This is a genomic window from Bacillus cereus group sp. BfR-BA-01382, assembly GCF_022663475.1.
Classification (GTDB): Bacteria; Bacillota; Bacilli; order Bacillales; family Bacillaceae_G; genus Bacillus_A; species Bacillus_A thuringiensis_S.
In genome coordinates this window covers 66,256-81,155 of record NZ_JAKUFQ010000011.1, presented here as the reverse complement: position 1 = coordinate 81,155, position 14,900 = coordinate 66,256, and the positions used below count along the sequence as shown (strand labels likewise).

The window sequence follows — 14,900 nt, the reverse complement described above, 5'->3', positions numbered from 1 at the left end:
AAAGGAGATTTTAAAAATGGCAGAATTCAAAGAGCAAGTATTAGATATTTTAGAAGAAGTATGTGAAAACGATATTGTGAAAGAAAACTTAGATGTTCAATTATTTGAAGAAGGTATCCTTGATTCTTTCGCTGTAGTATCTTTATTAGTTGAATTCCAAGAGCGTTTAGATATTGAAGTTTCTATTTCTGATTTTGACCGTGACGAGTGGGCTACACCAAACATGGTTATTAAAAAATTGGAAGAAATCCGATGAACAAAGCAAAATTTGGTCCGATGCTTTTAGCATTGGCCCTTTTTGCTGTATTCTTACTTATTCCAACGCGCTTCCTACTTCCACTTTTAAGTGATGAAAAAGTAGAACAAGCTGCTACTTCTTTAAAAGAAGAAAAAATTCAAAGTATGATTTTACAGCAAAAGATGTTAGCAAATCCAAAATATCTTCCGATGTACGGTTCATCGGAATTCGCACGTATGGATGCTTTCCATCCATCTAATTATTTTAAAGTAAAGCCTGAAGGGTTCACACCATTCCTTCTTGGACGCGGCGGAACACAAGACCTTGTACATGTGTTAAACTTCGCATCTACAATGGATCAATTGAAAGATAAGAAAATGGTATTCGTTCTTTCTCCGCAATGGTTTGTACCACAAGGTATTGATGAAACGCACTTTGCACCTAACTTTTCAAAGCAACAAGGTTACCATTTCATTTTCAACAATGATTTAAAACCTGAAATGAAAAAACAAATTGCAAAGCGTTTATTAAACTTTGAGATTGTAAAAAAAGAAACTTTATTAAAAATTTCGCTTGAAGGCATTGCTTATGATGATACGAAGTATAAAGTAAAAGCACTTGCTGCTAAACCTTTCGCTTATATTTATCGTAACATTTTAGATCGTAAAGATTTATTTACAGCTATGTTTAATATTAAACCGCACAAAGAAAAGCTTGATCCTTCATTAAAACAAATGAACTGGGAAGAGGCTCGTAAACATGCGGATCAAACAGGTGCAGTAGAATCTGGATCTAATGAATACGGTATTGAAGATGATTATTTCAATAGCAAAATTAAGAAAAAATTAAAACAACGTGAAGGTTACTTAAAAAATGATGCTTATGACCAATCGCCAGAATATGAAGATTTACAAATTGTACTTGATTTATTAAAACAATCTGGTGCAAAACCGCTCTTCATTTCTGTTCCTGTCAAAGGTCCTTGGTACGACTACGCTGGCTTCCCGAAAGAACGCCGTGAAGCATACTATAAGAAAGTTCATGAGCAAATCGAAAAAGCTGGTTATCCAATTGCCGACTTCTCAAATCATGAATACGATAAATACTTCTTAAAAGATCATATGCACTTAGGTTGGAAAGGCTGGGTTTACATCGACGAAGCCATCCAACAATTTTATAAAGCAAACTAATGAAAAGACCGCTTGAATTACTCAAGTGGTCTTTTTGTATATATTTTGTAATTGCTCGATTGCATTCTCCGCTTCTTTCATAACTCGCTCCACTACATGCTGAGCTGATTCGATTCGTGCCAACGATGCTGCCTGTCCTGCCCAAAGTGACATATATTCTTCCTTATTTTGCTTCGCTGCCTCTTGGCGTATTTTAGAAGTTAATACGTTTTGCACTGGATACATCGGAAGCCCTTCTTCTTTTCCTTCATGTCTCTCTATAAATTCATTCCGGATACCCCGTGCATATTTCCCGGAAAACGCACGAGTTACCGTTGTGCTCGTATCTGTACTATGTAAAACCGCTTCTTTATACACATCGTGCGTAATACTCTCTTCACTTGTTAAAAAGGCCGATCCCATTTGAACACCTTCTGCTCCTAGTGCCAATGCCGCAACAAGCCCTTGTCCGTTCATTACACCACCTGCTGCAACAATTGGGATATGCGGAACAGCTTCTACTAACTGAGGTACTAACGCAAAAGTACCAATCATAGCATCTCGTTCTTTCCCAATAAACGTTCCTCTATGCCCTCCTGCTTCGCTACCTTGTCCGATAATAATATCTACTCCTAGCTCGGCAAGTACTTTCGCTTCCTTCACATGGGTAGCTGTTCCGATAACTTTTATTCCACTTCTTTTTAAATCATTTATTTCTTCTTTTTCTAACGTTTGAAATGCAAAACTAACGACCGGTACTTTTTCATCTAATAGCACTTGTAATTGTTCCTTATAGCTTTTTGGAAGCTTTAACGTTCCTTCTACTTCTATACCTAATTCTCTATTCACTCCGCTTAGTAATACTTTCGCCTCATTTACCTTCTCTTCTTCTATTTGTATCTCTTTCGTTACAAGTAAATTAACACCGAAAGGCTTATCTGTTAGTTCTCTTATTCTATAAATCGCTTCACAAATTTGTTCTGGGCTCATATAGCCCGCTCCAAGCGTCCCTAATCCTCCGCTATTACTTACTGCTGCAACGAGTTCTGGCGTCGTAATCGCGCCTGCCATACCGGCTTGAACAACGGGATACTCAATTTTTAATATGTCTGTTACTCGACTTGTAAACATCATTTTCCCTCCTATTTCCCTTATATCTTCTTTATTTGATAAGCTTTCCCCTGCTTTTGCAAGGGTTGAACTTCATATGAAGCGAATATATTGAAAGATAAGGAGGCTGAGCTTAATGATTTATCCAAATGCATTAAAACAAGGTGATACAGTAATGATTATTGCACCATCTGGTCCACCTACAATCGAAAATGTATTAAAAGGTGTGAATGTATTACAAGAGATGGGGTTATCCGTAATAATCGGGAAGAGTGTTTACGAGAAATATGGATTTTTAGCCGGAAGTGATCAAGTTCGGCTTGACGATATACATGAAGCATTTACAAATAATGAAGTGAAGGCAATTTTTTGTGCACGAGGTGGTTATGGAAGTGCTCGTCTTCTTCCTCACATTCAATATGAAGTTATTAGGCAGAATCCAAAAATCTTTTGGGGATATAGCGATATTACAGCTTTACATACTGCTGTTTCACGTTATGCAAAGCTTATAACATTTCATGGCCCGATGATTGAAGAACTAGGAAAAGGTATTGATTCCCTATCTTTATCCTCTTTTAATCAGCTATTCCATCCGTATTCAACCATTTTATCTGCATCAGAATGTATCGTACCTAGCTCTCACAGTACAGTTACAAGTACGTTAGTTGGAGGAAATTTAGCTGTGTTAACAAGTATAATTGGCTCGCCCTACGAGATAAATACGGACAATACACTTTTATTACTTGAAGACATTGGTGAAGAACCGTACCGCATTGACCGTATGTTAAATCAGCTACTTTTATCTGGAAAGTTTAATGAATGCAGGGGCGTTATTTTCACAAGTTGTCACGACTGCACTCCTTCAAAGCCATCTCAATCATTGCAAACAATATTATATGAATATTTCGCGCCATATCATATACCTGTCCTATTCGGTTTACCAATTGGACATATAAGTCCAAACATCGGTATTCCACTTGGAGCTACAGCGACAATAAACACAAATAATAAAACAGTCTCTATTTCTTCTGGTATAGCCACTCCATGTTCAAATTAAAAAGGAAAAGCGATTACGCTTTTCCTTTTACTTATAATAATTAAAAATTCGTCCAGATGCGATATCTGCAATTTCTTCTGGAATAAATGTTTTACTTATATCAGTGCCAACATTTAATACAGCTGTAGCATCTTTCTCAATGCTACCAAATAACTCTTTCCCACGTATCGTAATAAGGGGCGTTCCTTCTGGCAACACATCTTTTACAAATTCCATTTGTGTAAAGAACGGAACGATCCATCTACCTTCTCCTTGGAAATGACGCAAACGAAGTATTCCTTCTGTTGCCCCGTCCTCTGCTTCTAGTGAACCAGCAACATAAAACTCAGTAGATAAGAGCAATTCATAAAATTCCTTTTGCTTCTGTTTATCATCCCCTGCTACAACAAGTACCTCTTCTAATTTCTTTACTGAAATTTGCTCCATATGATGCCACCCCTATTTCAAAATGATTGTACTTAGATTATACGAAATATTCTTATTTTTTTCTACATAATTCGCAATTATTTTTTCAAAATAATTTTAATGCTTCTTTTGTCGTCACAATCGTAGCAAACTCTTCATGTAAATTTACAAGTGTCATATTGTGAATATCTTCTGCACTATACTCTTTACCATCTAAACCTTTACGGTTAAAAGTAGCCGTTGCATCACTCACTAAATACGTTGTAAATCCTAAATTCCCTGCCATTCGTATCGTAGTTTCCACGCAATGATTTGTCGTTAATCCTACAACTACTACTGCATTACATTTGTCCTCTCTTAATTGCTCTTCTAAATTCGTCCCAATGAACGCGCTGTTAACGAATTTCTGAATAACCACTTCACCAGGTAGTGGTTGCACTTCTTCTTTAAAGTTTACCGTTTCCCCTCTCTCATAAAACATTGACCGAGCATCTTCTTTATTTACATGTTGAATATGAAAAACTGGTCGTTTCCTTTTCCTCCATTCTGCTAACAAAATTCTCATGTTTTCTTCAGCAAAAATATTATTTCTCTCGCCCCAATCTTGTAATTGAAATGCCTTTTGTACATCGATTATGATAAGTGCTATTTGATTTGTCATCATTTCCTCCTTAATTTGGCTGTAATTGAAATAGAAAACCAAGTTGTTGTGACGCAGTAATAAAGCAAACATAGGCGCAAAGCTCTACAATTTCTTTTTCTGTCCAATATTGTTTTAATGCGTGAAACATAGTATCATCTATCGCTTTTCGGTCATGAACAAATGTATGCGCAAAAGTAACGGCTACACCAATCTCCTCTGCCTTTTGCACATCATCAGGTCTTCCCTTTGCCATACAGTACGGACATTCATTCCCATACGCTAATGTTCTTCTCACTTGCTCCTTCAACTCTGCTGAAAGAATTCCTTTATTGTACAGTGTATCCTCTAACGTACTCCACGAATGTAATATATCCGAATTATGCCCTAATAACTTTTGAAACTTTGTATCTCCTACATTTGATAATGAAATTCTCTCCATCATTTCCCCTCCTATTTCCTTCTGTTTTATTGTAAAATAAATAACGTTCACTTTACATTTCATATGAATCTTAATTTATATTTTCCCTTTACAAAAATCATTATTTTACTGGAGGTATATTTACAAATGCAACTAGACCGTGTTGATCGAAAAATTTTAAATGAATTATATAATGATAGTCGCCTTTCTATGCGTGAATTGGCGAAACGAGTAAACTTATCTGCTCCGTCTACTGCAGAACGTGTTCGTAAACTTGAAAGTGAAGGCGTTATTCAAAAATATACAATCGATATCGACTATAAAAAAGCAGGACTAGTTTTAGATTGTATTTTAGAAATCACTTTAAAAAATGGTGATACAACACGTATGCAACAGTTTATTCAGTCTTATCCATCTGCAAGTTTTTGTTACCGAGTAACAGGAAGCTTATGCTACATTGTAAAAATTTCTGTTCCTTCACTCGTTGAACTTGAAGAATTTATCAATGATGTTTCTTCATATGCAACGACAGTTTCTCATATCGTATTATCAGAAGTATCTCTTACTCCTGATATTGAACATATCTTCCCAGAAGATTAATTTATTTTTATTCATAAAATATAAAAAAACCCCTTACAATAAGAATAAAAATAATATATTATGTATTAAAATACATAAAGTTCGAGAAAGGGGCTTTACATTGAAAATCTGGTTTTATGAAAAAACGGCACAATTAGATGACTTGCTTGGTATTTGGGACAATGTTCCGACCATCCCGCGAATTGGTGAAAAAGTGGAGATTTTAAAGACAGTCCGTACTGTTACAGATATTAAATATGTAAAGAACGGTAATAATTTTCGTATAGAAATTATTACAAATTAAAAAGTAGCTCCTAAGGAGCTACTTTTTAATTATCTATTATGTGCTTTCTTTATAACGATTTTATCTTCTTCTACTGATACTGTTACATAATCACTTTCTTCTAACCGAAGCTTATTTACAACCTCATCTGGTAACTCTATGGCCATCAATCTATCGGTTACGATCACTTGACTATACACTTCATTTTCTTGTGATGAATTCACTACTTTTTGCTCATTTATAAAACGTACTGGTGGCACGCCAACTTCTTTTACTGTACGCCATTGTTTCCAAACATACGGAATTAACCATAGTAATCCAACAACTGTAAGACCGATACCAATCCATAAATTACTTTGCGCTTGTAATTCAGTAATTGAGATTGTACCACTTTCTTCTCCACCGAAAAATTGCATACTTGTTGCAATCAAATTATTTAGAGCGTGCACAGCTATATTCGTCCATATATTTTTTGTCTTTATGTATAAAAGGCACATAACGACACCAAACATGAACGCACCAATAACATCAAAATGTCCTAGGCCAAAAATAATTGAAGATATAATTACAGCTTTTTTAATTCCCCATTTATGAGCCATTCGCTGTAAGAAAAATCCCCTAAAAATAACCTCTTCCATAATAGGTGCTAACACACATGCTGAAATGAAAGTAAATATCGTCATATATACGTTACTCGTATTAATAACATTTCCGTCTTCTAGCATAGTAACTAAGAAATTCGGTAACGTATGTGCTAATATGTAAAATTGAATCTGAGATATGCCAACTGAAAAAATCATCCCCATTATCGTTGCTAATACAATTAATCCCCAAGATAAACGTCCTGGCTTATCAAAAAAACTGTTAAATACAACATTATTTTTATTTGTTTTTACGTATAGCCAAAGTAACGGAAATACAAAAAATACAGTTATTTGTGAAATAACCTCCATCGTATTCTCAGAAACATTTGCTAGACCTAATGGTATCATTATAAGGAACACCCCTATAATCATCCATCCAAAAAAGCTACGTAGCCTTATACGTGAAAATGCATAGTGCACATGAAACACCCCCAAAGATAGTAAAAAATAAAGTAAAACTTGAATCAATATTTTATAGGCGTCCTTTCCTTATAAATAATTGGATAACTAAATTACAATATGAATCTAGTTGAAATCCTTCCTATTTTTCTCAAATCATTTCAAACAGCATGGCTCTTAAAATACCATATCGCTGTTCTTCAAGTTGCAATCCAAGTGAAATTTATGTAATAAAAATCCCCGTTTTTACAAGCGGGGATTTCTTTTATTATAATACGTCACGTTTTTGGAATAATGCACTTGATGCTACAAGTAACACAACAAAGTATGCAGCTACAAGTAATAATGAAGTTGTAAACGTAAATTCTGTAAATGTTGGTTCTACTCCACCACTAATTAATTTATTACTGTCGTAAGCTCTTAAATCCAAATGGAAGAATACTACAAACTTCGCTACACCTTTTGCAAACATCATTAGTGCCATATTAATTGCTCCTTGTAAGAATAATAGGAACATCGTAATAATTAATGATAATACAGACTTTCTAAATACGTTTGCTAAGAAAAATGCAAGTGTTGCAAAGAAAAATGGCGATAGCAACTGATATAATATTGTTTTCAAAACAATTCCTAATGTTAATTCAGTTTTACTACCGTCCATTACAATTAATCCAATAATCATGGCAATTAACGTACTAGCAAATACAATAAATAACATCGTTAATAACACTGTAATATATTTAGAAAATAAAACTGTCATTCGTTTTCTTGGACGAATTAATAATTGTTTAATCGTTCCTTTTTGGAATTCATCTGTAATTGTACGAGAAGCTGTTGTAATTCCAAAAATCGTTGTGAATATCATAATTAAGCCGATATCTGAACTTACAAAATCTAAGTAAGATCCACTTAAACTACCAGCTTCACCCCATTTCGCCAGTACTACAGCTCCTAAAATCTCCAATAAAGCAATGACACCAATTAAAATATACATACCTTTTTTCGCATATAATTTTAAAAATTCATTTTGAATTAATTTAAACATTACGCTTTCACTCCCCCAGTAATCGCTAAGAACTCATCCTCTAACGTTTTATTTTGAACAGTAACTCCGTATACAAGCACATCAGCATGAACAAGTTTTTTGACAAGTTGCGGAATGTTTTCTTTTGTTACAGATGCTACAATCACATTCCCTTTTGCTTTACCTTTAATAATTTCATTCGCTTTCTGAACTTCATCTACTTCAAACGCTACAACGACTGCCTCATCATGCTTCACTTTTTCATGTAAGTTGTACTCTTGTACAAACTCACCTTGTTTAATAATAACAACGCGATCACACATTAATTCAATTTCACTCAATAAGTGACTTGATACGATTACAGCAATATTCTCTTCTTTCGCTAAACGTTGTAAATAATCACGAATTTGGCGAATACCAGCTGGATCTAATCCATTTGTCGGCTCATCTAAAATTAAGATTTTCGGCTGATGAAGTAATGCTTGTGCAATTCCTAAACGTTGTTTCATACCAAGTGAATATGTTTTCACCTTTTTATGAATCGCATGCTCTAATTCAACAAGCTTTACAATCTCAGCAATGCGCTCTTTACTAATTGGAGTGATGGCCATGTTCGCAAAATGCTTTAAGTTTTGCATTCCTGTCATATAATCATATAGTTCAGGATTTTCTACAATCGCTCCAATTTGCTCTAGTGCCTTTTCACGCTCCGAGCGAATACTATGTCCACAAATTGTAATATCGCCCTCTGTCATTGAAATAAGACCTGTCATCATACGGATCGTCGTCGTCTTACCGCTACCGTTCGGCCCAAGGAATCCGTATACTTCTCCTTCACGAACCTCAAATGATAAACCACGAATAATTTCCGTTCCACCAATCCTTTTTCGAACATTCTCTAACTTTACTACTACGTTTCCCAATGCTGATTCCTCCTTTAGACTTCTAGTTTTTTATCGACTATGTAAGCAATTACATATATTATTAGAGCACTAACCATTACCATGAAACTTATATTAAAAATGTTAAATCCATTTTCTTGAAACATATTAATAAACAGACTCTTGCTTTCACTATGATATTCTACTCTTCGTAATACTTGGAAAGCTGGAGCTAATTTTCCTAGCAAGGTTGTCGCTAAAGTAATCGCTATATTTATTACTAGGAAAATAATAACGATTAGTATATTTTGCGCCTTTTTCTTTTTCGTAAGTAACTTTACTAGAGTAATTACCAATATGATTTGTAAAACACTAAACAAAAACTCAAATAAATCGCTTATCGTATATATTAAATTATTAATTATGCCTACTTGCATAATCTCTTTTGCTTCTACATATACAGAAGTCGTAGGAAAAGCTAATACATAACTTACGTAGAAAAGAATTCCACATATCCCATACCATATAGCCATTGCGATAAATGAGAAAATAAGCATAGAAATTACATATTGTTTCCCAGATATTGCTGTAAGTCGTAACATTGGATTAGTTAGTAAGCGTGAATATGATTTCATTGTTTGTATAAACATATAAACAATATAAAAGAAAAATATAATCATAATGATTCCAAATATACCCTCTTGTCTACTGATAGCCGCATCACTTTTTCTTACAATCATTTGTGAAAATAACACAGCTTCAATTAGCACAAAGAATAAAAAAGTAACAATATATCTTTTCTTATTTACATTCCATAAATAGGAAAGTACTGACTTCACTTACTAAACACCTCCTTAAACAATTCATGAACTGCTTTTCCTCTCTGAAAACGAATTTCTTCTACATTTTCATATAGAACCATTTCTCCATCTTTTAAAAAGATCACTTCATCAAAAATATTTTCAATTTCATTTATTAAGTGAGTGGAAATTAATATCGTACAATCTTCCCTATAGAACTGTAGAATTAGATCCAATACATGTTCTCTAGAAAGAGGATCTATCCCGCCCAATGGCTCATCTAGTACATATAGCTTCGCTTTTCGAGAAAACGTTAAAATAATCTGCAGCTTCTCAACCATACCTTTTGACAATGCTGTAATTTTTTCTTCTAGCGGTATTTTAAATTCTGCAATCGTATCTACCGCTTTTTGAATATCGAAGTCTTTATAAAAATCCCGGTAGAAAAATAAAGCGTCTTTTACAGTCATCCAATCATCAAAGATTGGCTTATCGGACATAAATGAAACGATTTCTTTCGTCTGTAATCCTACCTTTTTACCGTCTATTGTGATACTGCCTTCAGAAGGGTGTTGCAAGCCTGCAATCATTTTCAATAACGTCGTTTTCCCGCTCCCGTTATCTCCAACAAGCCCAACGATTTTCCCTTCCGTAATCTCTATGTTTAATTCACGGATCACTGCTTTTAATCCGTATCTCTTCCATAAGTTTTCTATTTTTAATAGCTCTGTCATTGGCTCTCCTCCCTCTTATCATGCAATGAAGAACGAAGAATTGTAAGAATTTCTTCTTCTGAAAAACCTAAATTTTCCATTCCATCTATAAAAGAATGAAGTAATTCTTTCGCCATCTCTTTTCGCAGCTCCATTATTTTCTCCCCTTCATTCGTTACATACCGTCCCATTCCTCTACGTGTTACAACAACTCCATCCCGTTCTAGCTCTTGAAATGTACGCTGAATCGTATTTGGATTCACTTGTAATTCACTCGCTAATTCACGGACAGAGGGAATTTTATCACCAGGCAATAACTGTCCTGTTACGATCTCTTTTTTTATGTATTCCATTACCTGAATGTAAATTGGTATATTTGGAGAAAACTCTATTTTCATTTCTTCCCTCCTTTTGTATCGGTGTACTAGTTAAATAATACACTGATACAAAAAGTTTGTAAATACCCATTTAATTACAAAAATTTCTATCCGTTAACCGAATAGAACTTCCCAAACATAAATCGCTATATAGAAATAATAGTGTTATGTAAACAAAATTATAAAGAAAAGCTGTCTTATCAATGAATAAGACAGCTTTTCTTTATAATCCTATATTAAAAGTTAAACACGAAGTCATCGTCAGCTAACTTTTCAACGTTCGTTGCTTTTACGTAACCATTTCCTTTTACAGAGAAGAAATCATGGTTTTTCGTATCTGTACGTAAACCATTTAAAACGATTGGGTTAATTTCTTCTTCTTCAAACTTCGGCTCAAGTCCTAAGTTCATAAGCCCTTTATTCGCATTGTAACGAACGAAACGATTTACATCTTCTACAAGACCGATAGAAGTGTAAATTTCTTCTGTATAAGCCATTTCAATTTCATATAGTTCCATTAATAACTCTTGTGTTTCTTTTTGCACTTCTTGTTGCTCTTCTGCAGAAAGTTCTGCGAAGATTTGTTGTGCTAAAATACCGACGAATACGCCGTGAATTGACTCATCACGAATTATCAAGTTAATAATCTCACCACTTGCTGTTAGTTTTCCTTGACCAGCTAAGTAAAGCGGATAGAAGAATCCACTATAGAATAAATAACTTTCTAAGAACACACTTGCTACCATTGCCATATATAGCTCTTTTTTCGTTACCTCAGGCTTTAACAAACGACGATAGTAACCAGTAATAATACCGGCCTTTTTCTCAAGTAATGGATGATTGTCTACCCAGTCAAAAATATCATCAATTTCTTCTTCAGTAGCTAACGTTGTAAAGATATGACTGTAACTCTTCGCATGTACTTCTTCCATAGCTCCCATGAAAGCTAATACACTTTTAGCTTGTAAATTTTCAAGATGAACAAGTACAAGTGGCATTCCTTCGCCACCTTGTTTCGTATCTAAAAGTGTTAAACCACCTAATACACGCTTATAAGCAATTTGCTCTTCTTTCGATAATTGCACCCAAGTATTTTTGTCAGACGAAACCGCAATTTCTTCTTCTGTCCAAAACTGAGCGATGTTTTGCTTCCAAAACATTAAACTAAAATCATCTTCTTTTTTGTTCCAGTTTACCGCACGCATTAAATCGCCCCTTCTCTAAATATGATAACTAAGCATGAGCAGGGTTCAGAAAACCCTGCTCATCATGTCTCACTTTTTATATTAAACGGTACAAGCCACACACTCTTCCACGCTTAATTTACGTGTTCTCGTATAATACAGACTCTTTAAGCCTTTTTTATGTGCATAGATGTAGTAACGTGCTAATTCACGTGTTGAAATATCACTATTAACGTAAAGAATTGTACTAATTCCTTGATCAATATGTTCTTGAATTTCTGCGATTAAATCAATTAATTTAAACTGATTCATATCGTAAGAAGATTTATAGTACCAGAACGTATCTTTTGATAAATACGGCATTGGATAATATGTTGTCGCGTTCGCATATGTTCTTGATTCGATTTGACTTACGATCGGCATTACGCTTGAAGTTGCATTTTGAACGTAACTGATTGATTGTGTTGGAGCAATGGCAAGACGATATGAGTTGTATAAACCATTCTTTTGCACTTGCTCTTTTAAACTTGTCCAATCTTCTTTTGTCGGAATATGAATTCCTTCAAATAGTTGCTGAACTTTTTCAGTTACTGGGCTGTAATCTGTCGTTTCATACTTTTCGAAGTATGTGCCATTCGCATAATCAGATTTATCGAAGTCTTTAAATGTCTCGCCTTTTTCTGTAGCGATTTCCATACTTTTCTCAATAGAATAGTAATTTAACATCATAAAGAATGTACGAGCGAATTCTTTCGCTTCTGCACTTTCATAAGCGATTTTATTTTTTGCTAAATATCCGTGTAAGTTCATTGCTCCAAGTCCAACTGAATGAAGCTCGTCATTTGCTTTTTTCACAGTTGGTGCATTCGGAATAATCGTCATATCAGAAACAGCTGTTAAAGCTTCCATTCCCGCATGAACTGCTTCACGAATTTCTTTATTTTCCATTACGTTTACGATATTTAACGATCCTAAGTTACAGTTAATATCACGACGGATAATGTCATCTGTACCGTAATCATTTATTTCTGAAGTTTCTTGAAGCTGGAAGATTTCTGTACATAAGTTCGACATCTTCACAGTTCCAATATCCTTCAATGGATGTTGATTATTTGCATTTGATTTAAACATTAAGTATGGGTAACCAGACTCAAGCTGAATCATAGCGATTTTAATAAGCATATCACGTGCACTAATATCTAGTGGCTTCTTCTTCACTTTCGGATTGCTCATTAATTCATCGTACATTTCATCAATGTCAATATCATCTAAATGCTTGCCATATTCTTTATAAACCGTATAAGGCGCGAAAACATGGAAAGGTTCGTTTTTCTCAGCAAGCTCAAAGAACTTACTTGGAACGATAATTCCGATTGATAGAGACTGAATACGGCTCTTCTCATCGGCATTTATTTTTTTTGTATCAAGGAATTCAATAATATCCCAATGGAAAATGTTTAAATATACTGCGCCGGCACCTTTTCGTTGGCCAAGCTGATTCGCATATGAAAACGAATCTTCAAGCAATTTCATAACAGGCACTACACCACTTGCAGCGTTGTCGATACCTTTAATTTGCTCACCACGTGCGCGTAGCTTAGATAAGTTTAAGGCTACTCCCCCGCCGATTTTCGATAATTGCATCGCAGTATTAATGTTAAAGCCAATTGAATTTAAGCTATCGTCCATCTCTAACAAGAAACAAGACACCATTTCTCCTCTTCTGCTTCTTCCCGCATTTAAAAAGGTTGGTGTCGCTGGTTGGTAGTTTTGTTTTACAATCATGCTTGCGAATTGTTTTGCCTTCGAAACATCACCGCGTCCTAAGTATAATGACACAATTGCTACACGATCTTCATAGCTTTCTAAGTATTGTTTTTGATCATTCGTTTTTAACGCATAATCTTTGTAGAACTTAGATGCTGCCATATAAGATTGGAACTCGAAGTTTTCACCATAAGCGATGTTATATACTCCCTCTACTTCCTCCAAGCTATACTCGTCCAGAACGTTGTAATAGTAATCATGTTCTTTCATATACTCCATTCGCTCTGCCACGCTATTAAAAGGAACGGTATTCTCTCTAGCTTCTTCCATAAAGACTTCTAATGCCTCTTTATCTTTATGAAGCTGATAAAAACCGTCCTGCATTTGCGTGATTTCATTATTCAGTTCAATGTGTCGCAATCTCCCGCACCCTTTCCTTAAAATATTCTACATCGTTATTTGTTCCAGATAACTCAAATTTTGATACAATAGGCACTTCATATTTAGTAGAAATCTTGTCAGCACTTGCACCGAACATGTCTCCCCAGTTACGATTGCCGCTTGCAGATACGCCTTTTAATTTTTCATTATTGCGCTCTAAAAAGTCTAAAACACGTTCTGGTACATTGCCAAAACCTGTTGTATACGTAATAAGAATAAAGTCTTCATCTATTACTAGATCTTCATCAATTTGAACGGCCGGCATATTTAATTTGTGAATGAAACGCTTCACGTTTCCTGTCATAGAATCATATGCAACTAACATTTCCGACCCTCCCTCTCAAATCTATATTCTCTATATGTTGTTCTTGATTTCTCTATATATTGTATTACGTTTCAAAATAAGACACAAGATATATGTATAAATTCTTTCTTTTTTTAACTTTTACTTTTCGACATGATAGCCGTTTTTTTTCAATACAATGACTATGAAACAACATTCTAAAACTCATGTCAATAAAGTGCTTTTCAAAAAAGTTGTCAACGAATTTAATCTTATTTTAAAAAAAGTTAACAATATATTTTGTCATAAAACGGTAGATGCTGAAGAAATATATTTCTCCAGCATCACGCAAAAAAGAACAGATATGAAACTATAATCTGCTCTAAAAAACGATTACATTTATCAAATTTACCTTATTAAATATATTATACATATACTTTCGTTTTTCGTTACATACTAAAAGATAACTATTATAGAAAAAGATT

General features: G+C 34.5%; 18 protein-coding genes. 5 read left to right on the top strand and 13 right to left on the bottom strand.

Going from position 1 to position 14,900, the window contains the following annotated elements; genetic code table 11:
- The first annotated feature begins 16 nt into the window (after positions 1 to 16).
- Both dltC and dltD read left to right on the top strand, forming a co-directional pair.
- Positions 17 to 256: a D-alanine--poly(phosphoribitol) ligase subunit DltC gene (dltC, locus tag MR160_RS07585; RefSeq protein ID WP_000807310.1), complete on the top strand. Its 240-nt coding sequence runs from the start codon at positions 17 to 19 to the stop codon at positions 254 to 256.
- The gene (dltD, locus tag MR160_RS07580; RefSeq protein ID WP_001030287.1) at positions 253 to 1,428 is read left to right on the top strand and encodes a D-alanyl-lipoteichoic acid biosynthesis protein DltD; all 1,176 of its coding nucleotides are present in this window, start codon (positions 253 to 255) and stop codon (positions 1,426 to 1,428) included. Before dltC ends, dltD begins: the two co-directional genes overlap by 4 nt.
- Positions 1,429 to 1,449: 21 nt before the next feature.
- Here dltD and MR160_RS07575 read toward each other — a convergent pair whose 3' ends face one another.
- The gene (locus tag MR160_RS07575) at positions 1,450 to 2,538 is read right to left on the bottom strand and encodes an NAD(P)H-dependent flavin oxidoreductase (RefSeq protein WP_000495271.1); all 1,089 of its coding nucleotides are present in this window, start codon (positions 2,536 to 2,538) and stop codon (positions 1,450 to 1,452) included.
- Positions 2,539 to 2,653: 115 nt separating this feature from the next.
- On the opposite strand from MR160_RS07575, the gene MR160_RS07570 reads away from it, so the two are divergent.
- Positions 2,654 to 3,574: a S66 peptidase family protein gene (locus MR160_RS07570; RefSeq protein WP_000640066.1), complete on the top strand. Its 921-nt coding sequence runs from the start codon at positions 2,654 to 2,656 to the stop codon at positions 3,572 to 3,574.
- 27 nt (positions 3,575 to 3,601) lie between these two features.
- Here MR160_RS07570 and MR160_RS07565 read toward each other — a convergent pair whose 3' ends face one another.
- The 3 genes from MR160_RS07565 to MR160_RS07555 all read right to left on the bottom strand — a co-directional run bounded on the left by MR160_RS07565 (position 3,602) and on the right by MR160_RS07555 (position 5,061).
- The gene (locus MR160_RS07565) at positions 3,602 to 4,000 is read right to left on the bottom strand and encodes an SseB family protein (protein ID WP_000435265.1); all 399 of its coding nucleotides are present in this window, start codon (positions 3,998 to 4,000) and stop codon (positions 3,602 to 3,604) included.
- A gap of 85 nt (positions 4,001 to 4,085) precedes the next feature.
- On the bottom strand, positions 4,086 to 4,640 hold the full coding sequence (locus MR160_RS07560) for a cysteine hydrolase family protein (RefSeq protein ID WP_242297183.1): 555 nt from the start codon (positions 4,638 to 4,640) through the stop codon (positions 4,086 to 4,088).
- A 10-nt stretch (positions 4,641 to 4,650) separates the two neighbouring features.
- A complete protein-coding gene (locus tag MR160_RS07555) occupies positions 4,651 to 5,061 on the bottom strand; it encodes a carboxymuconolactone decarboxylase family protein (RefSeq protein ID WP_000439752.1) in 411 nt (136 codons plus the stop codon).
- A gap of 126 nt (positions 5,062 to 5,187) precedes the next feature.
- On the opposite strand from MR160_RS07555, the gene MR160_RS07550 reads away from it, so the two are divergent.
- Both MR160_RS07550 and MR160_RS07545 read left to right on the top strand, forming a co-directional pair.
- Positions 5,188 to 5,640 carry an Lrp/AsnC family transcriptional regulator gene (locus MR160_RS07550; protein ID WP_001175498.1) on the top strand — a complete coding sequence of 151 codons (453 nt, stop codon included), beginning with the start codon at positions 5,188 to 5,190 and terminating at the stop codon, positions 5,638 to 5,640.
- A gap of 100 nt (positions 5,641 to 5,740) precedes the next feature.
- Entirely contained in the window at positions 5,741 to 5,923 is a 183-nt protein-coding gene (locus MR160_RS07545; protein ID WP_000707106.1) for a DUF3913 family protein, read from the top strand.
- A 29-nt stretch (positions 5,924 to 5,952) separates the two neighbouring features.
- Here the strand turns inward: MR160_RS07545 and MR160_RS07540 are convergent, their stop codons facing one another.
- The 9 genes from MR160_RS07540 to nrdI all read right to left on the bottom strand — a co-directional run bounded on the left by MR160_RS07540 (position 5,953) and on the right by nrdI (position 14,457).
- Positions 5,953 to 6,966 carry a CPBP family intramembrane glutamic endopeptidase gene (locus MR160_RS07540; RefSeq protein ID WP_017762934.1) on the bottom strand — a complete coding sequence of 338 codons (1,014 nt, stop codon included), beginning with the start codon at positions 6,964 to 6,966 and terminating at the stop codon, positions 5,953 to 5,955.
- A 247-nt stretch (positions 6,967 to 7,213) separates the two neighbouring features.
- On the bottom strand, positions 7,214 to 7,990 hold the full coding sequence (locus MR160_RS07535; RefSeq protein WP_242297182.1) for an ABC transporter permease: 777 nt from the start codon (positions 7,988 to 7,990) through the stop codon (positions 7,214 to 7,216).
- Positions 7,990 to 8,892: an ABC transporter ATP-binding protein gene (locus MR160_RS07530; RefSeq protein ID WP_000528821.1), complete on the bottom strand. Its 903-nt coding sequence runs from the start codon at positions 8,890 to 8,892 to the stop codon at positions 7,990 to 7,992. The genes MR160_RS07535 and MR160_RS07530 overlap by 1 nt, the downstream gene beginning before the upstream one ends.
- Before the next feature lie 14 nt (positions 8,893 to 8,906).
- Positions 8,907 to 9,689: a hypothetical protein gene (locus MR160_RS07525; RefSeq protein WP_000843922.1), complete on the bottom strand. Its 783-nt coding sequence runs from the start codon at positions 9,687 to 9,689 to the stop codon at positions 8,907 to 8,909.
- Positions 9,686 to 10,384, bottom strand: a complete 699-nt coding sequence (locus tag MR160_RS07520) for an ABC transporter ATP-binding protein (protein WP_000137741.1) — start codon at positions 10,382 to 10,384, stop codon at positions 9,686 to 9,688. Before MR160_RS07520 ends, MR160_RS07525 begins: the two co-directional genes overlap by 4 nt.
- Positions 10,381 to 10,761 carry a GntR family transcriptional regulator gene (locus tag MR160_RS07515; RefSeq protein ID WP_000687507.1) on the bottom strand — a complete coding sequence of 127 codons (381 nt, stop codon included), beginning with the start codon at positions 10,759 to 10,761 and terminating at the stop codon, positions 10,381 to 10,383. The genes MR160_RS07520 and MR160_RS07515 overlap by 4 nt, the downstream gene beginning before the upstream one ends.
- Positions 10,762 to 10,976: 215 nt before the next feature.
- Complete coding sequence (gene nrdF, locus MR160_RS07510) at positions 10,977 to 11,945, bottom strand: class 1b ribonucleoside-diphosphate reductase subunit beta (protein ID WP_001203025.1); 969 nt, start codon at positions 11,943 to 11,945, stop codon at positions 10,977 to 10,979.
- Positions 11,946 to 12,026: 81 nt separating this feature from the next.
- Positions 12,027 to 14,111 (bottom strand): class 1b ribonucleoside-diphosphate reductase subunit alpha, encoded by a 2,085-nt coding sequence (nrdE, locus tag MR160_RS07505; protein ID WP_001215843.1) that lies wholly within the window; start codon positions 14,109 to 14,111, stop codon positions 12,027 to 12,029.
- The gene (nrdI, locus tag MR160_RS07500; RefSeq protein ID WP_000959447.1) at positions 14,098 to 14,457 is read right to left on the bottom strand and encodes a class Ib ribonucleoside-diphosphate reductase assembly flavoprotein NrdI; all 360 of its coding nucleotides are present in this window, start codon (positions 14,455 to 14,457) and stop codon (positions 14,098 to 14,100) included. The genes nrdE and nrdI overlap by 14 nt, the downstream gene beginning before the upstream one ends.
- Positions 14,458 to 14,900 lie beyond the last annotated feature (443 nt).